The sequence below is a fragment of the Rhizobium sp. L9 genome, from assembly GCF_002531885.1.
GTDB lineage: Bacteria > Pseudomonadota > Alphaproteobacteria > Rhizobiales > Rhizobiaceae > Rhizobium.
Genome location: NZ_NWSZ01000024.1, coordinates 144091 through 165414 on the forward strand (window position 1 = coordinate 144091; position 21324 = coordinate 165414).

Annotated in this window: 19 protein-coding genes, 1 tRNA gene and 1 rRNA gene; 16 read left to right on the forward strand and 5 right to left on the reverse strand. The window is 61.0% G+C overall.

Features of this window, described 5'->3' with window-relative positions; all coding sequences use genetic code 11:
* The first annotated feature begins 58 nt into the window (after positions 1-58).
* The 16 genes from CO660_RS23510 (at position 59) to nuoG (ending at position 17944) form a co-directional block, all read left to right on the forward strand.
* Entirely contained in the window at positions 59-2377 is a 2319-nt protein-coding gene (locus CO660_RS23510; RefSeq protein WP_097600748.1) for a membrane-bound PQQ-dependent dehydrogenase, glucose/quinate/shikimate family, read from the forward strand.
* A 291-nt stretch (positions 2378-2668) separates the two neighbouring features.
* Positions 2669-3163, forward strand: coding sequence for a DUF305 domain-containing protein (locus CO660_RS23515; protein WP_097600725.1), 495 nt, complete (start codon positions 2669-2671; stop codon positions 3161-3163).
* A gap of 401 nt (positions 3164-3564) precedes the next feature.
* Positions 3565-4065: an NADH-quinone oxidoreductase subunit J gene (locus tag CO660_RS23520; RefSeq protein ID WP_085779254.1), complete on the forward strand. Its 501-nt coding sequence runs from the start codon at positions 3565-3567 to the stop codon at positions 4063-4065.
* Positions 4065-4367 carry an NADH-quinone oxidoreductase subunit NuoK gene (gene nuoK, locus CO660_RS23525; RefSeq protein ID WP_097600726.1) on the forward strand — a complete coding sequence of 101 codons (303 nt, stop codon included), beginning with the start codon at positions 4065-4067 and terminating at the stop codon, positions 4365-4367. The genes CO660_RS23520 and nuoK overlap by 1 nt, the downstream gene beginning before the upstream one ends.
* Positions 4368-4372: 5 nt before the next feature.
* Positions 4373-5836, forward strand: a complete 1464-nt coding sequence (locus CO660_RS23530) for a monovalent cation/H+ antiporter subunit D family protein (RefSeq protein WP_097600727.1) — start codon at positions 4373-4375, stop codon at positions 5834-5836.
* Entirely contained in the window at positions 5833-6087 is a 255-nt protein-coding gene (locus CO660_RS23535; protein WP_097600728.1) for a hypothetical protein, read from the forward strand. Before CO660_RS23530 ends, CO660_RS23535 begins: the two co-directional genes overlap by 4 nt.
* The gene (locus CO660_RS23540) at positions 6080-7855 is read left to right on the forward strand and encodes a Na(+)/H(+) antiporter subunit D (RefSeq protein ID WP_097600729.1); all 1776 of its coding nucleotides are present in this window, start codon (positions 6080-6082) and stop codon (positions 7853-7855) included. Before CO660_RS23535 ends, CO660_RS23540 begins: the two co-directional genes overlap by 8 nt.
* 8 nt (positions 7856-7863) lie before the next feature.
* Positions 7864-9339, forward strand: coding sequence for an NADH-quinone oxidoreductase subunit M (locus CO660_RS23545; protein ID WP_097600730.1), 1476 nt, complete (start codon positions 7864-7866; stop codon positions 9337-9339).
* Positions 9336-10775: an NADH-quinone oxidoreductase subunit N gene (locus CO660_RS23550; protein ID WP_097600731.1), complete on the forward strand. Its 1440-nt coding sequence runs from the start codon at positions 9336-9338 to the stop codon at positions 10773-10775. The genes CO660_RS23545 and CO660_RS23550 overlap by 4 nt, the downstream gene beginning before the upstream one ends.
* Before the next feature lie 128 nt (positions 10776-10903).
* Complete coding sequence (locus CO660_RS23555; protein ID WP_097600732.1) at positions 10904-11269, forward strand: NADH-quinone oxidoreductase subunit A; 366 nt, start codon at positions 10904-10906, stop codon at positions 11267-11269.
* Complete coding sequence (locus tag CO660_RS23560) at positions 11257-11760, forward strand: NADH-quinone oxidoreductase subunit B (protein ID WP_097600733.1); 504 nt, start codon at positions 11257-11259, stop codon at positions 11758-11760. The genes CO660_RS23555 and CO660_RS23560 overlap by 13 nt, the downstream gene beginning before the upstream one ends.
* Positions 11757-12293: an NADH-quinone oxidoreductase subunit C gene (locus tag CO660_RS23565; protein ID WP_097600734.1), complete on the forward strand. Its 537-nt coding sequence runs from the start codon at positions 11757-11759 to the stop codon at positions 12291-12293. The genes CO660_RS23560 and CO660_RS23565 overlap by 4 nt, the downstream gene beginning before the upstream one ends.
* Positions 12294-12321: 28 nt before the next feature.
* Positions 12322-13536 carry an NADH dehydrogenase (quinone) subunit D gene (nuoD, locus tag CO660_RS23570; protein ID WP_097600735.1) on the forward strand — a complete coding sequence of 405 codons (1215 nt, stop codon included), beginning with the start codon at positions 12322-12324 and terminating at the stop codon, positions 13534-13536.
* 16 nt (positions 13537-13552) lie between these two features.
* Positions 13553-14062 carry an NADH-quinone oxidoreductase subunit NuoE gene (nuoE, locus tag CO660_RS23575; RefSeq protein WP_097600736.1) on the forward strand — a complete coding sequence of 170 codons (510 nt, stop codon included), beginning with the start codon at positions 13553-13555 and terminating at the stop codon, positions 14060-14062.
* A gap of 4 nt (positions 14063-14066) precedes the next feature.
* On the forward strand, positions 14067-15332 hold the full coding sequence (gene nuoF, locus CO660_RS23580) for an NADH-quinone oxidoreductase subunit NuoF (RefSeq protein ID WP_097600737.1): 1266 nt from the start codon (positions 14067-14069) through the stop codon (positions 15330-15332).
* A 32-nt stretch (positions 15333-15364) separates the two neighbouring features.
* Positions 15365-17944 carry an NADH-quinone oxidoreductase subunit NuoG gene (gene nuoG, locus CO660_RS23585; protein WP_097600738.1) on the forward strand — a complete coding sequence of 860 codons (2580 nt, stop codon included), beginning with the start codon at positions 15365-15367 and terminating at the stop codon, positions 17942-17944.
* 76 nt (positions 17945-18020) lie between these two features.
* On the opposite strand, the gene CO660_RS23590 is transcribed toward nuoG, so the two are convergent.
* The 5 genes from CO660_RS23590 to rrf all read right to left on the reverse strand — a co-directional run bounded on the left by CO660_RS23590 (position 18021) and on the right by rrf (position 21053).
* A complete protein-coding gene (locus CO660_RS23590) occupies positions 18021-18461 on the reverse strand; it encodes a CBS domain-containing protein (protein WP_085779269.1) in 441 nt (146 codons plus the stop codon).
* 43 nt (positions 18462-18504) lie between these two features.
* Positions 18505-19071: an NADH-quinone oxidoreductase subunit I gene (locus tag CO660_RS23595; RefSeq protein ID WP_097600739.1), complete on the reverse strand. Its 567-nt coding sequence runs from the start codon at positions 19069-19071 to the stop codon at positions 18505-18507.
* A gap of 10 nt (positions 19072-19081) precedes the next feature.
* Positions 19082-20083 carry an NADH-quinone oxidoreductase subunit NuoH gene (nuoH, locus tag CO660_RS23600; protein WP_097600740.1) on the reverse strand — a complete coding sequence of 334 codons (1002 nt, stop codon included), beginning with the start codon at positions 20081-20083 and terminating at the stop codon, positions 19082-19084.
* Between the two features lie 553 nt (positions 20084-20636).
* Positions 20637-20713: transfer RNA gene (locus CO660_RS23605), tRNA-Met, on the reverse strand.
* A 225-nt stretch (positions 20714-20938) separates the two neighbouring features.
* Positions 20939-21053 (reverse strand): 5S ribosomal RNA (gene rrf, locus CO660_RS23610).
* Positions 21054-21324 lie beyond the last annotated feature (271 nt).

The following is a 21324-nucleotide window of genomic DNA, read 5'->3' on the forward strand; positions in this document are numbered from 1 at the left end:
CCGTTCGATGGTCGGAGACGAATGCGGGCTATTGCGCAGCGAATTGGATGAGGAGACGATGAAATTACTGACCGCTCTGTTCTGTATCGTTCTCGCCTTTATCGGATTGGGCCTGATGGGAGGCGGCGCCTTGCTGCTCAGCCTCGGCGGCTCGCCCTATTACGCAATCACAGGACTTGCCTACCTCGTTGCGGCAGTTCTGCTGTGGCGCCGGAAGCCTCTCGGCGCATTGATTGTCCTGCTTGTCGCCGTTTTCACTCTTCCCTGGGCGTTATGGGAATCGGGCACCAATTTCTGGGCACTCTTCGCACGCTTGATGTCCCCCATCGCACTGGCGGGATTTGCGTTGCTCTTTGCACCAGCGCGCTTGCCCACCGTCGACCGAAAGCTCTTCCACGGCGGCGCCCTGCTTGCCGCCATTCTGTTTGCTGCAGGATTCGGTCTTGCCTTCATCCCGCATGAGGTGATCCGCCCTTCTGCAGACACCCCGGCTTACAAGACCGCCAAGGGCGACAACTCGCCTTCCGACTGGACATCCTATGGCCGCAGCACTGCGGGAGATCGCTTTTCCCCGTTCGACCAGATCAACCGCAGCAACGTTGCCCAGCTTGACCTTGCCTGGACATATCGAACCGGAAGGGGCGACGGCGTCGATCAGAATACACCTCTGCAGATCGGGGATACGGTCTACACATGCACACCGACGAATGTGATCACAGCTCTTGATGCCGATACGGGAAAACCCCGCTGGACGTTCGACCCCAAAGCGTCGGCGCCCTATTGGCAGCGCTGCCGGGGCCTCGGCTATTACAAGATGCCGGAGGAACACCGATCGCCCGATGGCCTTTGCGACGAGCGTCTGATACAGACGACCATCGATGCCCGCCTCCTCGCGATTGACAGCAAGACCGGCGCGCCGTGCACGGCCTTCGGCGACAACGGTACTGTGCAGCTCTCCCAGGGCATGGGTGAAGTCAAGACCGGCTACTATTTCCAGACATCGGCTCCATTGATTGCCCGCAACCTGATTGTCATCGGAGGCTGGGTCACCGACAATCAGGAGGTCGGCGAGCCCTCAGGCGTCATCCGCGCATTCAATGTGGTGACCGGCGAGCTCGAATGGGCCTGGGATCTCGGCAATCCTGCGATCACCAAACTTCCGCCGGCAGGCGAGACCTATACGCGCGCCACGCCCAATATGTGGACGACAGCGGCCTTCGACGACAAGCTCGGCCTCATCTATGCCCCGCTCGGCAATACCACGCCGGATTATTACGGCGCCAATCGCCCGGCTTTCGCCGATCAGTATAACGCGACGTTGGTGGCGCTCGATGTGACGACGGGTAGGGAGAGGTGGAAATTCCAGACCGTGCATCACGATATCTGGGACTATGATCTGCCGGCCCAACCAGCGCTGATCGACCTGCCCGATGGCAATGGCGCCATTGTGCCCGCCATCTTGCAGTCCACCAAACGTGGGCAGCTTTTCCTGCTCAATCGCCAGACCGGCCTTCCCCTCGCCGAAGTTCAGGAAAAGCCGGTGCCGCAAAGGGGAGGCGCGCCGGAGGAGAAACTGTCGCCGACGCAGCCTTATTCGGTCGGCATGCCGACGATCGGCGCGGAACGCGTCACCGAGCAGCGGGCCTGGGGCCTGACAATGTTCGATCAGCTGGCCTGCCGCATCGCCTTTCGCAAGATGCGCTACGACGGGGACTTCACCCCGATCGGCACGCATCCTGCACTTCAGCAGCCGGGAAATCTGGGCGGCCTCAACTGGGGAAGCGTCTCGGTCGACCTACCCAACAACCGCGTCTTCATGAACGACATCCGCGTACCCAGCATCTTCGCCCTCGTTCCGCGGGCCGATTACGTCGATTTCGCCCTCGTCACGACGGCGCACGGCCCTTCCGCTCCACAGCGCGGCACACCTTATGGTATGACGACCGAGAAGTGGACGTCGAGACTGCGCATTCCCTGCACGCAGCCACCATGGGGCATGGTGACAGCAGTGGATCTGAACACACGCAAAATCGCGTGGCAGGTGCCGGCCGGGACTGCTGAACAGCTCGGACCGTTCAAGATCAAGATGAATTTACCCATGTCGATGGGCCTGCCGACCTATGCTGGCACATCTGCGACTGCCGGCGGCGTCGTCTTCTTTGCCGGTTTCCAGGACTATTACATTCGCGCCTATGACGCCGAGAACGGCAATGAGCTTTGGAAACATCCTCTGCCGGTCGGCTCGAGTGCGACGCCGATGACCTACGTCTCACCGAGGACAGGCAAACAATATGTGCTGGTCTCGGTTGGCGGAGCGGCAAATTCGACTGATCTCGGCGACTATGTGCTGGCCTTCTCCCTGAAAGAGGGGGATTAGCCGGCCGAAAGATTGGGCTGACACTAGATAATGGCATCGAAGTCGTGCGCGCTGGCCATGTCTGATCCTCTTGCTGCCGATCCGGGAACCAACCCGCTTATGCAAGGTTAAGGCGATATGCCTCCGAGTTGTTGCCTCGGAAACATCTGGAGCGGTTCAGCTTTTCACGGAAGCGCAGAACCGCTCCGACCTTTTGGATTTACGCGATTCCGGAGGGAAACGGCTTCGCACTTTCCTGGAATTGCTCTAACCGCCTTCCGACTCGGTCCGGAGGCCGGAAGGAAGCTAGCAATGCGCAACCACCACAATTCCCGACATGAGGGGATGAGCAGGCATCCCTATTCCATGTTCGCGGTCAACATGATCCTCAGCCTGATCGCCATGTACTTCGTGATGTTTTCAATGATCGACGGCTGGAGCGATTTCCGGAATAATCTCAACATGCTCTACATGGCGTTAACGATGGTGGCCCCGATGGGCATCATCATGCTCGCCACCATGGGCGGCATGTACCGGAACAGGAAGCTAAACGCCGCCATTCATGCCGGCCTGGTGATCCTGTTCGTCGCGGCCTTTGCAGGCACTCGCACACAGGCTCTCATAGACGACCGCCAATTCATCGCCTCTATGGTGCCGCATCATTCAGGTGCAATCCTCATGTGCCGGGAAGCAGCCCTCAACGATCCTGAACTGGTTGCTCTCTGCGCCAACATCTCGCGCGGCCAGCGTGCGGAGATCGAGCAGATGAACGCGATCCGCACGCGCCTGGATCAGGATACGCGGTAAGACTCCTCGACCCGTTGTCAAACAAACAAGCCCGCGCCTAGGCGGGCATTGTTATTTGGATGCCGAGGCCTGATGGCAGAGAAACTTGCAACTTCGGCGGAACAGCCGGTGTTAGTTGCAAGAAATTTCCCACTACGCCGTAAACAAAACCTAGGTACCTACGGGGTAATCCCATTTGCCTATGGAATAATAAAATAGGTGCGATCCGATCGAAAGCGCGTGCTTGGCAAGCGACCCGTCGGCCACGTCCGGACCGGCTCGATCTTGCTCCCCCGATGACAATAATCTTGTGAAAAATCCGATACTAGGGCACAATTTGCGAAGGCATCTGAAGTTGCGGCGCAGTCTCGAATCCGGCCGTCTCGCGCCGAGTGGCAGTTCGCGTCGGAGGGTCGACGTCGATGGATCAGGGGTTCTTTCTTCTGTTCGCTGCGGTATCCGTGATCACGGCCCTGACGGTGGTCCTGGCACGCAATCCGGTTCACAGCGCGTTGGCGCTGATGGCGTGTTTCCTGCAGGTCTCGGCAATCTTCGTCTTGCTCCAGGCACCGTTGCTCGCGGTTATCCAGATCTTCGTCTATGTCGGCGCGATCATGGTCCTGTTCCTGTTCGTGATCATGATGATCGATGTGCGCGAAGCGGTGTTGCAGCGGTTCCTCCCAGGCGGCAACCTCCCAGCGCTGGTCCTGCTCGCCCTGCTCGGGGTTGAGATGCTCGTGCTGGTGCTCTGGAGCAACCGCTTTTCGGTCATGGAGCCCGTCGCGATGCGAAGCGGCGATGACGTCAGGCAGCTTGGCACAGCCCTTTTCGCCGACTATCTCCTGCCGTTTGAAACCGCCTCCGTAATCCTGCTGGCGGCCTTGGTCGGCGCCATCATGCTGGCGCGGAAGGAGCAGGGGTGATGGTTCCGCTCTGGTGGTATATTGTGCTCGGAGTGGTCCTGTTCGTGATCGGAGCGGCGGGCGTGCTGCTCAGGCGCAATATTCTCATCGTACTGATGTCGCTGGAGCTGCTGCTCAACTCGGTCAACATCAATTTCATCGCTTTCGGCCGTTACCACGCCGATTTCCGCGGGCAGATCTTCGCGATCTTCGTCATCGCAATCACCGCGGCGGAAGTTGCCGTCGCCCTCGGTATCCTGGTTGCCCTCGTGAGGAACAAATCCACCCTCAAGATCGACGACGTGACGGTGATGAAAGGATAGCGGCTTTGGACCCGGTTGTATCGATCCGGCCGTTGCTTGCCATCGCCGTCGCCGGTCTGGCGGCCCTTGCAGTTCTCCTTTTGCATAACCGCGAGAGACTTCGCGATCTGGTCTCGCCATTGGCCGCGATCGCAATGTTCGCGATTGTCGTGTCGATGGCGCCCACGGTGCTGGCGGGCGGGACGGTCGAATTGCGCCTGTTCGAGGTTCTGCCGGGGATCGACTTTGCTTTCCGGGTCGATGCGCTCGGCATGGTGTTTGCCACCGTCTCGTCGCTTCTGTGGATCGTGGCGGCGATCTATTCCGTCGGCTATATGCGGCATTTGAAGGAGCATGCGCAGACCCGGTTCTTCGCCTGCTTCGCCAGCAGTCTTGCGGCCGCCGCGGGAGGCGCCTTCGCCGCCAATCTGTTTACGCTGGTGATCTTCTACGAAGCGCTCAGTCTCGTTACCTATCCGCTCGTCTATCACCACGAGGACGAGGAGGGATGGAGGGGCGGCCGCAAGTACCTCGTCTATCTGATGGGCGCCTCGAAAAGCGCGCTGCTCGCCGCACTGGCGCTGACCTACCATATTGCGGGGTCGCTCGACTTTGTCGCGGGAGGGCTGCTGGCGGCGAGCGATGCCTCGGCGGCGCTGCTGACGGTCGTCTATTTCTGCTATCTTTTCGGCTTCGCCAAGGCCGCTGTGATGCCCATGCATGCCTGGCTGCCCGCCGCGATGGTCGCGCCGACACCGGTCAGCGCGCTTTTGCATGCAGTGGCAGTGGTCAAGATGGGCGTGTTCTGCGTGCTGCGGGTGGTGTTCCATGTCTTCGGCACGGGGCTGGTGGGTGGGCTGAGCCTCGGCATCGCCACGGCCTATCTGGCTTCGTTCACGATCCTGATGGCGTCGGTTTACGCCCTCACGCGGGACGACCTGAAGGCCAGGCTCGCCTATTCGACGGTCAGCCAGCTCTCCTACATCGTGCTGGGCGCGGTTCTGTTGTCGCCGGTCGCGATGGTCGGCGGGATCATCCACATCGCGGCGCACGCATTCTCCAAGATCACGCTCTTTTTCTGCGCCGGCTCGATCTATTGCGCGTCCGGCAAGCGCAACATCAGCGACATGGCCGGTATCGGCCGCAGGCTCCCCTGGACGATGGGGGCATTTTTCATCGCTTCACTCAGCATGATCGGGATACCGCCGACCGCGGGCTTCGTCAGCAAGTGGTATCTGGCGGAGGGCGCCGCGGCGGCTGGAGAGACGGCGTTCCTGGTCGTGCTCCTGGTGAGCTCGGTCCTGAACGCCGCCTATTTCCTGCCGGTCAGCTATGCCGCCTTCTTCCAGGCGGAGAAGCAGGAAAGCCGGACGACGGTCCGTGAAATTCCGCTGGTCACGATTCCGCTGGTCACGACGGCGATCCTGTCGGTGCTGATGGGCATTTTTCCGGGCTATTTTCTTACTCTGGCAGATGGAGTGATCCGATGATCAAGCGTGTCGTCGACTTCTTTGGTGCCGAGCAGTATGCGAGGCCGCGCCGCCGACTGTTCTACCTCGTGCTGGTCCTGATCGTCGTCGCCGACTTTCTGGTCTCTCGCGAACATGCCGAATATCTGTGGGACAGGCTGCCGGGCTGGTCCGCCGTCTACGGCTTCGTCTCCTGCGTCCTGCTTATCTTCGTTTCCAAGTTTCTCGGCCATCGGGTCGGGCTGATGCGGCGCGAGGACTATTATGACTGACTTCATCCATCCAGCTCTGCTCTTTATTCTTGGCGCCGTGCCGATCCCTTTCCTCAGCGGGTCGGTCCGCAAGGCCTATCTGCTGCTGATCCCTGCGCTGGCGATCCTTGCCGTACTTGCCATGGAACCGGGCAGCTATGGCGAAGCGCGATTCATCGGGCAGGAGATCCTGATCGCGAAGGTGGACAAGCTCAGCATCGTCTTCGCCACCGTTTTCACCATCATGGCGTTGATCGGCATGGTCTACGCGCTGCACCTGACGGATACCGGCCAGCACGTGGCGGCATTCGTTTATGTCGGCAGCGCGCTTGGCGTAGTGTTTGCGGGTGACTACCTGACCCTCTATCTGTTCTGGGAGGGCATGGCATTCGCCTCCGCCTATCTGGTCTTCGCGCAGCGTGGTGGACCGGCAATCCGGGCCGGGTTCCGTTACCTCATGGTCCATATCACCGGCGGCGTCGTCCTGCTCGGCGGCATCATTTCCCACGGGCTCGCCACCGGTTCACTGCTTTTCGGCCCGATCGCGGGGGCCCTCACCAACGGAGGAATGGAGGTCGGCGACTACCTGATCCTCGCCGGCTTCATCCTCAACGCCGCCGTGCCGCCGCTCAATGCTTGGCTGACCGATGCCTATCCGGAGGCGACCGTCACCGGGGCGGTGTTCATGAGCGCGTTTACCACCAAGACCGCCGTCTATGTGCTGGCGCGAGCCTTTCCGGGGACCGAGCTCCTTGTCTGGCTCGGCACCATCATGGCGCTCTACGGCGTCATCTACGCGGTGCTGGAGAACGATTGCCGACGGCTTCTCGCCTATCACATCGTCAGCCAGGTGGGCTATATGATTGCGGGTATCGGCATCGGCACCGAGATGGCGCTGAACGGAGCCGCCAGCCACGCCTTCGCGCATATCCTCTACAAGGCGCTGCTGTTCATGGGTGCCGGTGCAGTCATCTACGTCACCGGCCGACGCAAGCTCACCGAGCTCGGCGGGCTTTACAAGACAATGCCGCTGACCGTGGCGCTTTACATGGTCGGCGCCTTCGCGATCTCGGCCTTCCCGTTCTTCTCGGGGTTCGTCACCAAATCGATGGTGATAGCGGCCGCAGGAGCGGATCACCGCGCACTGGTGGTGCTGGCGCTGACCATGGCATCGTCCGGGACGTTCCTGCACACTGGCCTCAAGCTTCCCTATTACATGTTCTTCGGGACGGACCGGAACCTGGAGGCGTGCGAGCCGCCGCGCAACATGCTGATTGCCATGGGCATTGCGGCGGTGCTCTGCATTGCGATCGGGGTGTTCCCCCAGCCGCTTTATGCGCTTCTGCCCTATCCGGTGGATTTCGAACCTTATACGGGTTCGCATGTCACGGAGAGCCTCGGGCTGCTGATGTTCACCGCCCTGGGGTTCGTGCTGTTCCTCTGGGCACTCGATCCCGAGAACACGATCAGCCTCGACACCGACTGGTTTTACCGCAAGGGTGCGCGGGCCTTCATGTGGCTCGCCGAAAGGCCGCTGGCGCGCTATGAGCAGGCGGTGAGCAATGTCTCCGAGACCGCGGCGCTGCCCTTGCTGCACGGCGCGGCGCGGGCAGGACTCCGGCTCGATCTGACCGGCGTCGATGCCGTCGTGAATGGCGTCGCCCACTCGATCCTGCACGGCGGCGGGCGGCTCAGGCGGCTCCAGACGGGCGTCGTGACCCATTACGTGCTGGCGATGATCGTCGGTTTGATCGCAGCCACCGCCGTCTTCGTCGTGGCGTGGCGGTAGGGGGTGCCATGGGCTTCCCGCTGCTCAGCCTCATCATATTCACACCCGTTGTCGGGGCCGCGGTTCTCATGTTCCTGCGCGATGACGATGTAGTGCGGTGGAGCGCGCTCTCTTTCACCGTCCTCGACCTTGCTCTTTGCATCGCCATGCTGGTCGGATTCGACACCAAGATCCATGCCATGCAGTTCACCGAGACGCACCCGTGGGTGCCCGCGCTCGGGATCAATTATGCCCTTGGCATCGACGGAATCAGCGCGCTCTTCGTGTTCCTGACCGCACTGTTGGGGTTGATCTGCGTGCTCGCCTCCTGGGTCGCGATCGACCGCAAGGCGAAGGAATTCATGATCTGCCTGCTCTTCATGCAAGCGCTGATGCTCGGCGTCTTCTGCGCGCTCGATCTCTTCCTTTTCTACGTCTTTTGGGAGGCGATGCTGATCCCGATGTATCTCATCATCGGCGTCTGGGGCGGCGAGGGTCGGGTCTATGCGGCGATCAAGTTTTTCCTCTACACGCTGGCGGGCAGCCTCCTGTTCCTGATCGGCGTCATCGTGCTCTATTTCTACGGTGGCAGGACCTTCGATATCCTCGCTTTGACGGAACAGGATTTGCCATTCCGGATCCAGTCCTGGCTGTTCTTCGCCTTCCTGGTCGCTTTTGCGGTCAAGGTTCCGATGGTGCCGGTCCATACCTGGCTGCCGGACGCCCATGTGCAGGCGCCGACGGCGGGCAGCATTATCCTCGCCGGAGTGCTCCTGAAGATGGGCGCCTACGGATTCCTGCGGTTCTCGCTGCCGATGCTGCCGGAAGCATCGATGTATTATTCGCCGCTGATGCTGGCGCTTTCGGGGCTTGCGATCGTCTATGGCGGGTTGCTCGCGCTTGCGCAGGACGATCTGAAGAAGCTTGTGGCTTATTCCAGCATCAGCCACATGGGCTTTGTGACGCTTGGGATTTTTGCACTGAACCTCCGCGGGCTCGAGGGCGGTATCCTGCAGATGTTCAATCATGGCGTGACGACAGGCGCCCTGTTCCTGTTCGTCGGGCTGATTTACGAGCGAACCCATACCCGCAGCATCGCCGACTATGGCGGATTGATGAAGGTGGCGCCTGTTTACACCACGTTTCTGGCACTGTTTACCCTGTCGTCGATGGCGCTGCCGGGAACGAATTCGTTCGTGGGCGAGTTGCTGGTGCTGTCCGGCGGGTTCGCGGCCAGCTTCATCGCCGGCTCGGCTGCCGTTTTAGGCGCATTGCTGGGGGCCGCCTATCTGCTTGGCATGTATGGGAAAGTCGCGCTCGGCCCGGCGAGCGTCGGCGCCCGGTTGAAGATCCGCGACGTGAACGCCCGTGAGATGGCTGCGATCCTGCCGCTGGCCGTCTTCGTGGTCTGGGTTGGGTTCTATCCGAAACCCTTTCTCAACATCATCGATGCCTCGGTGAAGCATCTGCTGACGGACGTGCACAGCAGGGGGAACGGCCCATGACCGCTACCCTGCTTTTCCAGTCGGCCCTGGCGAGCCTGCCCGAGATCGTGGTGATCACCGGCGCCTGCATCCTGCTGATCCTGGGACAGTTCGTGCGAAAGGGACAGGAACATTTCCTTGTCTGGGCGTCGATCGCGGTCGTGTTGATTGCCGCCTTGGCGACACTCATGCTGGCGAGCGAGGTGCGGCCGGCCTACACGAGCATGTTCATCGCCGACCGCTTCGCGGTCTTCTTCAAGTTGGTTTTCTACTTAGCCACCGTTCTGACATTCCTCCTTTCGCGAAAATATGCCGATATCGAAGGGATCGGGAGCAGCGAATACTATGTCCTGCTGCTCCTAGCGCTTTCGGGCATGATGATCATGGCCTCGGCGACCGATCTCCTGTCGATTTATGTGGGCCTCGAACTGATGGTGATTTGCACCTATGTGCTGACCGGCTTCCTGCGGCATGAGCGGCGGTCGAACGAAGCCGCACTGAAATACGTGATCCTTGGCGCGGTCTCGACCGGGATTTTCCTTTACGGCGTTTCGCTGGTCTATGGGCTCACCGGCACGACGCAATTGGACGGGATGGCTGCGGCCGTGACTGGCGATCCGCTCGATCCAGGTTTGTTGCTGGCGGTGGTCTTCATCGTCGCCGGGCTGGTCTTCAAGGTCGGCGCGGTTCCCTTCCACATGTGGCTGCCGGACGTCTATGAAGGCGCGCCGACAACGATCACCGCCTTCATGTCGGTGGGCCCCAAGGCGGCGGGGTTCGCGGTGATCCTGCGGGTATTCCTCAACCCTCTGGTCGCAGCCTCGGACGTCTGGATCATCGTTGCCGTCATTGCGGTGATGACGATGGCGCTCGGAAGCTTCGTGGCGCTGGTGCAGGACAATTTCAAGCGTCTCCTGGCCTATTCCAGCATCGCCCATGCCGGCTTCGCCATTTTCGGCGTGGCCGCTGGTGGCGCCGATGGGATCGCCAGCGTGATGCTCTATCTGCTGATCTACGCCATCATGAATCTCGGCATTTTCGGCGCCGTCATCATGATGCGGAACGGCGATTTCTCGGGCGAGGTTATCGAAGACTATGCAGGTTTCGCCAAGTCACATCCGGGGCTGGCGCTCCTGATGCTACTCTATCTCTTCTCGCTGGCCGGCATTCCGCCGACCGCCGGGTTCTTCGCCAAGTTTTACGTGCTTGTCGCCCTCATCCAGCATGGTTTCGTCATCCTGGCGGTAATCGCAGTGCTGCTCAGCGCCGTCGCCGCCTATTTCTACATCCGCATCGTCATGGTGATCTATATGCGCGAGCCGAAGAGGACGTTCGCCCCGGCGCTGACGCCTCTGGTGGGCGCGACACTCGCCGTCACCGCCGCCGGCACCATCGGCATCGGGCTATTTCCGTCGTGGTTCCTGAAGCTTGCCCAAGATTCGGTCCTTGGCGGGTGAGCGATTGGATTTGCAATGATCACACCGAGGGAATAGACTTAAGACGGAGGAAGGATTGCCCAAGTCGCCCCGTGGCGTGACCGATCTACCGGTTCGCGATGAGGTCAGTGGGCAACCGGTGCAGTGATATGGCTGCAATGGAATTCTTGCCGGTTCTTTTCATGATCGCCGGAGTCGTTCTGGTGGCGGGGGTGACGTTGTTCGTTTCCTCGCTGCTGCGCCCATCCAATCCCTATCCCGCCAAGAACATGCCCTATGAATGCGGCATGGACGCAGCGGGCGAGGCGGCGGCGGGCCGCTTCAGGGTGCCGTTCTTTATCCTCGCGATCCTGCTGGTCGTTTTCGATGTCGAAGCGATGTTCCTCTTTCCCTGGGCCGTCGTCCTGAAAGAGATCGGACTGGTCGGCTATATCGAGATGTTCATTTTCATATTGCTGCTTCTCGTGGGCTTCGCCTACGCCTGGCTGAAAGGAGCGCTGGAATGGGAGGCGTAAACAACGCGATCCGCGACAGCGTGCTGTTCACCACGGCCGACAGCATCATCAGTTGGAGCCGGCGATCGGCGCTGTGGCCGGAAACCTTCGGCATTGCCTGCTGTGCCATCGAAATGATCTCGGCCGGTTGCGCCCGCTACGATCTCGACCGGTTCGGCGTGGTGTTCCGCCCTTCACCGAGACAATCCGACGTCATGATTATCGCCGGCACCGTGACCCGGAAATTCGCGCCCGTCGTGCGGCGGCTCTATGACCAAATGCCGGAACCGCGCTGGGTGATCGCCATGGGCACCTGCGCTATTTCGGGCGGCGTCTACAACACCTATGCCGTGGTGCAGGGATCGGAAACCTTCGTGCCAGTCGATGTGCATGTGCCCGGCTGTCCGCCCCGGCCCGAGGCGCTGATGCACGGCTTCCTCCTGCTTCAAGAAAAGATCAAGAAGTCCCGGGCGCTCGCCGGCACACCTCTGGATCGGGTTATAGCGTCATGAGTGCGAAGCCGTCCCTCAATCGCGCTCCGATCATGGAGCGCTTCGGAGAAACAATCGACGACCTCGGCACTGCGCACGGTATCGACGCCTTTGCCGTTCCGCCCGAGAGGATCGTTGAGCTCTGCCGGCTCCTGAAAGAGCATCCGGCGCTGCAGTTCAATTTCCTCTCGGACATTTGCGGCGTCGATCATTACCCCGAAGCGCCGCGGTTCGAGGCGGTCTACCATCTTTATTCGCTGCCCAACAGGTGGCGGGTCCGCATCAAGTGCCGACTTGGCGATCCTCCTGACGTGCCGTCGGTCACGGGAGTCTGGCGTACCGCCAATTGGCATGAGCGTGAGGCCTGGGACATGTACGGTATCCGGTTCGAGGGACATCCCGATCTGCGCCGGATCTACATGTGGGAAGGCTTCGAGGGCTTCCCACAGCGTAAGGATTTCCCCCTCAGGGGCTATAAGGACAAATTGAACCCCTTCGGTGCCGAGGGTCCGCCGCCAACGCAGCCCGACCTTGCCACCAGGGACATTCCGTAAGGGGGCCGTTCTACGCCGGAACATTGAGATGACTGAAGTCACCGAGCTCAGCAGGCCTGAGGGTGAAGCGCTCAATACCAGGGAGGTGCTTCTCAACCTCGGTCCGCAGCACCCCAGCACCCATGGGGTTCTTCGGCTCGTTCTCGAACTGGACGGCGAGTTCGTCGAGCGCGTCGATCCGCATATCGGCTATCTCCATCGGGGCACCGAAAAACTGGCGGAGAGCTTCACCTATACCCAGATTTTCCCACTGACAGACCGGCTCGATTATCTCTGTCCGCCTTCGAACAACCTCGCCTTCGCGCTGGCGGTGGAGAAACTCCTCGGCATAGAAGCGCCGATCCGAGCGCAATATATCCGCGTGATGATGGCCGAGCTGGCACGAATCTCCGGTCACCTCCTGATCACGGGCGCGCTGCCGATGGATCTCGGCGCCATGACCGCGCTGCTTTACGTCATGCGCGAGCGCGAAATGATCATGGACCTCCTGGAAATGATCACCGGTGCGCGCATGCACACGTCCTTCTGCCGGGTCGGCGGGGTGCGCGAGGACCTGCCTGACGGGTTCTTCCCCAAGATCCGGGAGTTTTGCGACATTTTCCCGAACCGTATCCGCGACTATGAGCGACTGCTCGAAGATAACCGGGTGTTTCTCAATCGCACGAAGGGGATCGGCGTGATCTCCGCAGAGGATGGCATCGATCTCGGCCTCAGCGGCCCGAACCTGCGTGCTTCCGGTGTCGACTGGGACATCCGCCGCGACGAGCCCTACGAGATCTATGATAGGCTGGCGTTCAACGTCATCACCCGTGACGAGGGCGATTGCTATGCACGCTGGCGATGCCGCGTCGATGAGATGCGCGAGAGCATAAGGATCATCGAACAATGCATCGACCAGATGCCCGAGGGGCCGTTCCAGATCGACATGCCGACAATCGCCTTCCCGCTGGACAAGGATCGGGTGCACTGCTCGATGGAGGCGCTGATCCAGCATTTCGACCTGTCGGCCTACGGCTTCAAGGTGCCGAAGGGCGAGGTCTATTCGGCGATCGAGGCGCCAAAGGGCGAGCTTGGCTTTTACATCATCAGCGACGGGTCGCCAAAACCGTTCCGCATGAAGGTGCGGGCACCCTCGTTCGTCAACCTTCAGGCCCTCTTCGGGGTCACCAACGCCCGCTATCTGGCGGACATGATCGCCGTGCTCGGCAGCCTCGACCCTGTGATGGCGGAGGTGGACAAGTAGCAAGGATTTGAATGCGATGACCATGCGGGAAAAGATCGAAGAGGCGGCGGCGCGCTATCCCGACCAGCGCTCTGCGATCATGCCCGCGCTCCTGATCGCGCAGGAAGAACATGGCCATCTGCCTGGGCCAGTGTTGGAAGAGGTCGCCGACATTCTCGGAGTCGAGCGAATCTGGGTCTACGAGTTGGCGACCTTCTACACCCTCTTCCATACCGAACCGGTGGGGATGTTCCACCTGCAGCTCTGTAACAATGTTTCCTGCATGCTGTGCGGATCGGAGGGCCTGCTAGACCATCTGGAAACAGTGCTGGGGATCAGGAAAGGCGGCACCACCCCGGACGGGCTGTTCACGCTTTCGACGGTCGAATGCCTCGGCGCCTGCGAGATGGCTCCGGTGATGCAGGTCGGCGACGATTACCATGCGCACCTTGATGTGGCGCGGGTAAACGCACTGCTGGACAGACTGCGGGCGATAGCGGGAGCCGCGAGCGTCGAGCACATCTCTGCGCGGCTGCCGGGGGAGTAGCGCCATGTTCGAGCCGGTTCTTCTGAAAAATGTCGATGTGGCGGACGGTCATTTGGTGTCGACTTACGAGGCTGGCGGCGGCTATCAGGCGCTGGCGAAGGCGTTGCGCGAGTACACGCCTGACGAGGTTATCGACCTCGTCAAACGGTCCAACCTGCGCGGTCGCGGTGGTGCCGGATTCCCAACGGGCATGAAATGGGGTTTCGTGCCGAAGCGCACCGGCAAGCCGACTTACCTGTGCTGCAACGCCGATGAGGGCGAGCCGGGCACGTTCAAGGACCGGATCATCATGGAGCGCGACCCGCATCAACTGATCGAGGGGCTGGCGGTCAGTGCATACGCGATCGGGGCCGAAACCGCCTATGTCTACGTTCGCGGAGAATATGTGACGGCGATCCGTCGTCTGGAGCAAGCGATCGCCGAGGCCCACGCAAAGGGCTATCTCGGAAAGCGCATTCTGGGCTCGGACTTCAATTTCGCGGTACACATACACTGCGGCGCCGGCGCCTATATCTGCGGCGAGGAGACTGCGATGCTCGAGTCGCTCGAGGGCAAGCGGGCGCAGCCGCGATTGAAGCCGCCGTTTCCGGCCGTGGCCGGGCTCTATGCCAGCCCGACTGTAATCAACAATGTCGAGACGCTGGCCTGCGTGCCGCATATCGTGGCGCGGGGCGCGGACTGGTTCCGCGGCATCGGCCCGGACAAGAGCCCCGGCCCGAAGCTCTACTGCCTCAGCGGACAGGTGCGCAAACCCGGTCTCTACGAGTTGCCGATGGGCATACCGCTGCGCGAGCTGGTCGAGGAACATGCCGGCGGGGCCTTGCGGGGACGCAAGATCAAGGCAGTGATCCCGGGCGGGGTCTCAGCGCCGGTCATCCCTGAACACGGGCTGGAGGTGAGGATGGATTTTGACTCGCTGGCTGCCGCCGGCTCGATGCTCGGTTCGGCTGGCGTTATCGTGATCGACGATAGCACCTGCATGGTCAAGGTCGCCACCCGGATCGTCGAGTTCTTCCACCATGAGTCCTGCGGCAAGTGCACGCCCTGCCGGGAAGGATTGAACTGGGTCGCGAAGGTCCTGCGCCGGATCGAGGCCGGCGAAGGTGCTGCCGGCGATCTGGAGCAGCTGGAGAAGCTCTGCAAGGGCATTTTCGGCAATACGTTTTGTGCCTTGGGTGACGGTGCAGCGATGGGATTGCGGGCAGCACTCGCGCACTTCCGAGATGAATTCGTCGCCCATGTCGAGGAGCGCAGGTGCCCGTTTCACTGAAGGAGTGTGCTGGATCAGGATTGTGAGGAACCATGCTTAATGTCACGATCGATGGACAAACGCTGGAAGTTGAGGCTGGCTCGACGGTGCTGCAGGCCGCCCGGCATTTGGGCATCGATATTCCGACCTTCTGCTATCTGAAGCGTCTGCCGCCGCTGGCCTCCTGCCGCATGTGTCTGGTGGAGATCGAGGGCCTGCGGCGGCTGCAGCCGTCCTGCGCTACTGCGGTCACCGATGGCATGGTCGTGCGGACGAATACGCCTCTGATCGAGGAAACGCGCTCTTCCATGCTCGACATGCTGCTCGCCAATCACCCCCTCGACTGCCCGATCTGCGACAAGGGCGGCGAATGCGAGCTTCAGAACATGGTAATGGCCTATGGGCCCCGCGAAAGCCAGTTCCGCGATGACAAACGTGTGTTCCACTCCGAGGACATTCGCCTCAGCCCGGTTATCATCATGAACGTCAACCGCTGCATCCAGTGCCAGCGCTGCGTCCGGATGTGCGAGGAGGTCGTCGGCGCGGTGGCGCTGGGCACCGTCGAGAAAGGCATGGATACCGCCGTCACCGGCTTCGAGGGCAGTCTGGCGAGTTGCGACCAGTGCGGCAATTGCGTCGAGGTCTGCCCGGTCGGCGCGCTGATGAGCTTCCCCTACCGCTACAAGGCGCGCCCCTGGGATCTCGTAGAGACGGACACGATCTGCCCGCATTGTGGCACCGGTTGCCAGCTGACAGTGGGCACGCGCAAGGGCGAGTTCATGCGGGTGCGCTCGAAGTGGGACGAAGGTGTCAACCACGAAACTCTCTGCGTGCGAGGACGCTTCGGCCTCGATTTCGTTGCAAGCCGGGACCGGATCAAGCAGCCAATGATCCGTCAGGATGGCGCCCTGGTCCCGGTTTCCTGGGACGAAGCGGGGGATTATCTGCGCCGGCGACTGTTGGCTGTCGAGAGCAAGGAGGCCGGCGGGCTGGTCTCGCCTCGCCTGCCCAACGAGGTGCTTTATCAGTTCCAGAAGCTGATGCGAACAGTATTCCGGACCAACAACATTGATTGTTCGTCACGCTGGGCCGCGCCCTTCGATACGCTCGGCCCGCTATTGGGAACTTTCTACAGCCGCACACCGCTGGCCGACGTAATCGGCAACGACTGCGTGCTCGTCGTCGGCGGCAACGTGACCGAGGAGAATCCCGTCACCGAATACCTGCTGCGAGACGCCGCGCGGCGGCGCCAGGCCGGATTGCTGATGCTTTCGGCGCGGCCCTCGCGCCTGGACGCCGATGCCAGGGTGGTGGTACGCGTGCCGCCGGGCGGAGAAGAGGCAAGCCTTGCGGCGGTGGTAGCCGCGCTCATGGCGGTGGCCCGTCAGACCTTGCCGGGCGACGCATTTGCGGACATCGGGGCGATGGTCGGCAGGCCGGCAGCGGGCACCGGCAGCGACGGGCCGGATCGTCTGGCCACCGCGCTCAAGGAAGCCCGTAGCGTCACCGTGCTTGTCAGCGTCGACCTCCTGAGATCACCCGAAGCGCGCGCGACGCTGCTGCAGCTCTACAACCTGCTGCAGGTTCTCCGCCTGCTAGGCAAAGGCCCGGCGATGCAATTTCTCTTCGACCGTGCCAACCAGCTGGGCGCCTGGGACATGGGGGCCTTGCCGGCGGCTCTGCCGGGGCTGCGGGCAGTCGCCGATGACGCGGCGCGCGCAGCTCTTGCACGAAACTGGGGCGCCCAAATCCCGTCTGAACCCGGCGCGAATCTCGATGCCATGCTGGAGCTCTGCGTCGGTGGCCGGATGGGCGCGCTCTACATCGTCGGAACCGACCCCCTGATCGCCTATCCCGACCGGAACTTTGTGACGTCGGCGCTTGGCGCAGTTGATCTCCTGATCGTGCAGGACGCGTTCCTCACGGATACGGCGGGCATGGCCGAGGTCGTCTTGCCCGCGGCGGGATACGGCGAGGAATCCGGAACGTTCACCAACAACGAGGGCCGGATCCAGAATGTTCGCAAATTCCGTGAGCCCGTCTTCGACGCGCGGGGCAATCTGGCGATTATCGACTTCGTCGCCGCGCTACGCAGCCAGGCGTTGCCGCCATCGACGCGAGGCGAAATTTTCGACGAGATTGCCCGGCTGATTCCGGCCTATCAGGGGTTGACGCAGGACGGACTTGGCGGCGACGGCGCATTCACCAAGGCGGTGCCAACACTATCGGCTGGCGTGTTCCTTGCGCCGCCGTCCGCTCCAACAGCAGCCGACCGGCTCATGCTGATCACCGGCGACTGCCTGTTCCACAACGGATATCTTTCCGAACGGTCGGACACGCTGAACACAGTCGCGAACGATCCCTATGTCGCGATGAGCGCGCAGGATACTGCGGAGCTTGGCCTTTCGGATGGCGATCAGGTAATCGTGCGTTCCGGCCAGGGCGAACTGTCGGCGCAGCTCAAGGTCGACAGGCGGTTTCCCAAGGGCCTCGTCTTCGTTCCGGAAAACTATAGAGCCTTGCGTCTCAACAGCCTGCTGCGGCGGGGCGAATATCCATGCGTGGTGGAAGTCCAGAAGGCGCATGCCACTCCTGAGGTCGCCCCCCCAGGCCGGATCTGGCGCGGGGTTTGAGGATTTGGGATCGGGGGCACCGCAAGACTCCGTGGCAAGCTGCCCGCCCCAGCGTCATTACATCGAGTGGGCGGCGTCAGTGATACCTGGTCCCGCATATGTAATCCTGCAGCTCCTGCTCTGTACGCTGCGCTTCGTCGAGCCTGTGCTTAACCACATCTCCGATGCTGACCACGCCGACAACGTTGCCTCCATCCGTGACCAACACATGGCGCGTACGCCGCTGGGTCATGATCCCCATCGCGACGGGTAGCAGATCTTGTGTCGAACACGTCGCGACATTGCGGTTCATGATGTCCGCGACCCGCATCGCCGCTGCCGCGGCCCCGTATTCCGCCACCGCATTGCAGCAATCCCGCTCCGACACTGTACCGAGGTATTTGCTGTTTGATCGGCTCACGACGACGAAGCCGATATTGTTGTCTCGAAACAACCTCAGTACCTCCACCATCGTCTGATCGGGGGCGACTGCGATGACACCGACACCCTTGTTCTTCATGATTTCACCGACAAACATCTGAGCCTCCTGTTCGAGCGCTTCGGTTTGATGGCTGGCGCTTTCATGTTCGCCGGATATTCCGCCACCAGTTGTAGCCGTGCGTCTCTTTCGTCTCGACGAGTACGTCCTTCTTCGTATTCAGGCGCGCGGCGACCACGCCACCGCCGGTTGCCGCCTTACCCGGCTTGGCGAGCAGATCGTCGCGCCCGATCACCAGGTCAGCAGAGGAAAAACTGGAAAATTCGTATTGTTGCCCAAGCGCGATTGCATCCGCCGGGCAGGCGTCCTCGCACAACCCGCAGAACAGGCAGCGGGCTGTGTCGATTTCAAATTTCGCCGGGTGCCGGCTGCCCTTCTCGTCCTCGTACGGGACGACTTCGATACAGTCGCAGGGACAGATCCGCGCGCAGAGTTCGCAGGCTACGCACTTGATCTCGCCCTCTTCATCACGCTTCAGAAAATGATGTCCGCGGTAACGCGAGTAGGGTAGCCATTTTTCGTTGTCCGGATATTGCATGGTCACGGATTTGGAGAACAGATATCCGAAGGTCAGAGCCAAGGCATTCGCCAGATCGGCGAAGAACGCCCAGCCAACCCATGTTCCAACTCTGTCCTGCGCGCGCGACATCGCCGCCTCGCTACGGGGTCGTTACGACCCCTAAAAGTACACCGGTTATAATTATGTTCGCCATCGACAGAGGAAGCAAGACCTTCCATCCGATCGCCATCAACTGATCGTAGCGGTAGCGGGGGAAAGTGAAGCGGAACCAAATAAACACATAGACGAAGAACGCGACCTTGAGAGCAAACCACAGGAGCGGTGGCAAGGGAATCAGAACACCGTTCCAACCGCCGAAGAACAGGATCACCACCAAGACCGACACAAGCAATACGATGACATATTCGCTGACCATAAAGAAGGCAAAGCGGATACCGCTGTATTCGGTATGGAACCCGGCCCCTAGATCCCCTTCCGCTTCCGCCAGGTCGAAGGGAATGCGCTGCGCTTCGGCCAATCCGGCGACGAAGAACACCAAGAACCCGACCGGTTGGTAGACGATGTTCCAGACATCGGCCTGCGCCCGCACGATTTCGAGAAGGCTCATGGACTGCGCCAGCATGACCACGCCGATGACCGCGAACCCCATCGGGATTTCGTAGCTGATCATCTGGGCGCAGGTTCTGAGGCTGCCCAGGACAGCGTATTTGCTGTTGGAGGCCCAGCCGCCAAAGATGACGCCATAGACCTCGATCCCGATCACCGAGAAAACGAAAAGGAGCGCCACATTCAGGTTGGAGACGTAGAGCGTGATCCCGTGGCCGAGGACCGAGACAGTTTCGCCGAAGGGGATCGCGACGAACACCACAAAGGGCGGAGCGAGCGCCAGGATTGGTGCCAGTTTGAACAGGAACCGGTCGGCCTCGGCCGGGATGTGATCCTCTTTCGTCAGGAGCTTGATTCCGTCCGCCACCGGCTGCAACAGCCCGTGCCATCCCACGCGCATCGGCCCCATCCGCTGCTGGATGTGCCCGGCGACCTTGCGTTCCAGCCAGGTGAGCGGCAATGGTAGCAACAGCAGGATCGCAATCAGGAACGCGACCTTCAAGACGATTAGGCCAAGGGCGACGATAAGTTCCATGATCCGGACTACTTATTCATCGGGTTGAAGCGCGCGACCGCGCTTTGGCTCCGGCTCGACAATGAGCACTGCGCACACTTGTCAGACTACATGGTACAACGGCGACGCACCTCACACAATGCCGTCGCCGTTATGCCGTTTGCCGTCGCTGGCTATGATGCCTTCGGGCTCAGGACGTTTTAAGAAGAGTAGTTCGCTGTGCGAGATGAAGGCTTCCCATTTCCGCCTGTTGCACCGCGCGGTCCTGGGTATCAGAAACCGCCGAGGCTCTCATCGCTGCCGAATGAAAGTTCCCTAGCAGGTCAGCCGGCGTCCTGGGAGCCGGGCGCCCAGCATAAACGCCAAAGCTCCTCGAGGGTATGTCGAGGCGCTTTCTGTCAAGCGACTTGCAAGTTGAATTGGTTGCGGGCGAAGGATCTGGGTTTTCAGTCTCGCGGCGTCGGCTTCGCCTGCTTGCAGACCGCTGACTAGGCGTTAACTCCTCGACCCGCTGCCAGAAACGCAAAACCCCGCCATGAGGCGGGCTTTTTGCGTGTTGTGTTTATGGAAGGTTTGGTTGCGGGGGCAGGATTTGAACCTGCGGCCTTCAGGTTATGAGCCTGACGAGCTACCGGGCTGCTCCACCCCGCGTTATTTTATTCCGGACTGTCTGAGCCCGGGAGCGATGTCAGGCGTAGCCTGACGAGGTGAGGCCGTTAAGAGATCGATCCGGTGGATCGATCTTAGGCCGAACGGGCTGCTCCACCCCGCGGACTGATTATAACACGAAAGGCCGCGTTGAGCGGCCCTTTGTTTCGGCTTTGGGCCGTTGGCTTGTGATTGAGAAGATTTTATCAACTGAGTTGCGATTTGCAGACCTGGCAGCGACCTACTCTCCCGCGTCTTAAGACGAAGTACCATGGGCGCAGGGGCGTTTCACGGCCGTGTTCGGAAAGGGAACGGGTGCAGCCACCCCGCCATAACCACCAGGTCGGCAAAGCGCAACTTGTTGTTTGAGAAGCTGGCAGGCGTAAGCCTGTTTTGTTTTGAACACGTCTTTGATCTTTCCGGCTGCGGGAGCTTGTGGCACCCATACAGGCCAGAGGCCGTCGCGCTTTGTGGCGCGGGCCGTCCGCAGCGCCCTTGGCGCGTCAGGACAAGGTCAGGCATCATCAGCCTTTGGCTGATGAGCATGAACAATGAGAACGATCAAGCCGATCGAGCTATTAGTACCGGTAAGCTTCATGCGTTGCCGCACTTCC

Bases quoted from the DNA above. Each gene is read 5' to 3' on its own strand.
- CO660_RS23510 (WP_097600748.1), top strand. From the start codon at position 59: ATGAAATTACTGACCGCTCTGTTCTGTATCGTTCTCGCCTTTATCGGA.
- CO660_RS23515 (WP_097600725.1), top strand. From the start codon at position 2,669: ATGCGCAACCACCACAATTCCCGACATGAGGGGATGAGCAGGCATCCC.
- CO660_RS23520 (WP_085779254.1), top strand. From the start codon at position 3,565: ATGGATCAGGGGTTCTTTCTTCTGTTCGCTGCGGTATCCGTGATCACG.
- nuoK (WP_097600726.1), top strand. From the start codon at position 4,065: ATGGTTCCGCTCTGGTGGTATATTGTGCTCGGAGTGGTCCTGTTCGTG.
- CO660_RS23535 (WP_097600728.1), top strand. From the start codon at position 5,833: ATGATCAAGCGTGTCGTCGACTTCTTTGGTGCCGAGCAGTATGCGAGG.
- CO660_RS23540 (WP_097600729.1), top strand. From the start codon at position 6,080: ATGACTGACTTCATCCATCCAGCTCTGCTCTTTATTCTTGGCGCCGTG.
- CO660_RS23545 (WP_097600730.1), top strand. From the start codon at position 7,864: ATGGGCTTCCCGCTGCTCAGCCTCATCATATTCACACCCGTTGTCGGG.
- CO660_RS23550 (WP_097600731.1), top strand. From the start codon at position 9,336: ATGACCGCTACCCTGCTTTTCCAGTCGGCCCTGGCGAGCCTGCCCGAG.
- CO660_RS23555 (WP_097600732.1), top strand. From the start codon at position 10,904: ATGGCTGCAATGGAATTCTTGCCGGTTCTTTTCATGATCGCCGGAGTC.
- CO660_RS23560 (WP_097600733.1), top strand. From the start codon at position 11,257: ATGGGAGGCGTAAACAACGCGATCCGCGACAGCGTGCTGTTCACCACG.
- CO660_RS23565 (WP_097600734.1), top strand. From the start codon at position 11,757: ATGAGTGCGAAGCCGTCCCTCAATCGCGCTCCGATCATGGAGCGCTTC.
- nuoD (WP_097600735.1), top strand. From the start codon at position 12,322: ATGACTGAAGTCACCGAGCTCAGCAGGCCTGAGGGTGAAGCGCTCAAT.
- nuoE (WP_097600736.1), top strand. From the start codon at position 13,553: ATGACCATGCGGGAAAAGATCGAAGAGGCGGCGGCGCGCTATCCCGAC.
- nuoF (WP_097600737.1), top strand. From the start codon at position 14,067: ATGTTCGAGCCGGTTCTTCTGAAAAATGTCGATGTGGCGGACGGTCAT.
- nuoG (WP_097600738.1), top strand. From the start codon at position 15,365: ATGCTTAATGTCACGATCGATGGACAAACGCTGGAAGTTGAGGCTGGC.
- CO660_RS23590 (WP_085779269.1), bottom strand. From the start codon at position 18,461: ATGTTTGTCGGTGAAATCATGAAGAACAAGGGTGTCGGTGTCATCGCA.
- CO660_RS23595 (WP_097600739.1), bottom strand. From the start codon at position 19,071: ATGTCGCGCGCGCAGGACAGAGTTGGAACATGGGTTGGCTGGGCGTTC.
- nuoH (WP_097600740.1), bottom strand. From the start codon at position 20,083: ATGGAACTTATCGTCGCCCTTGGCCTAATCGTCTTGAAGGTCGCGTTC.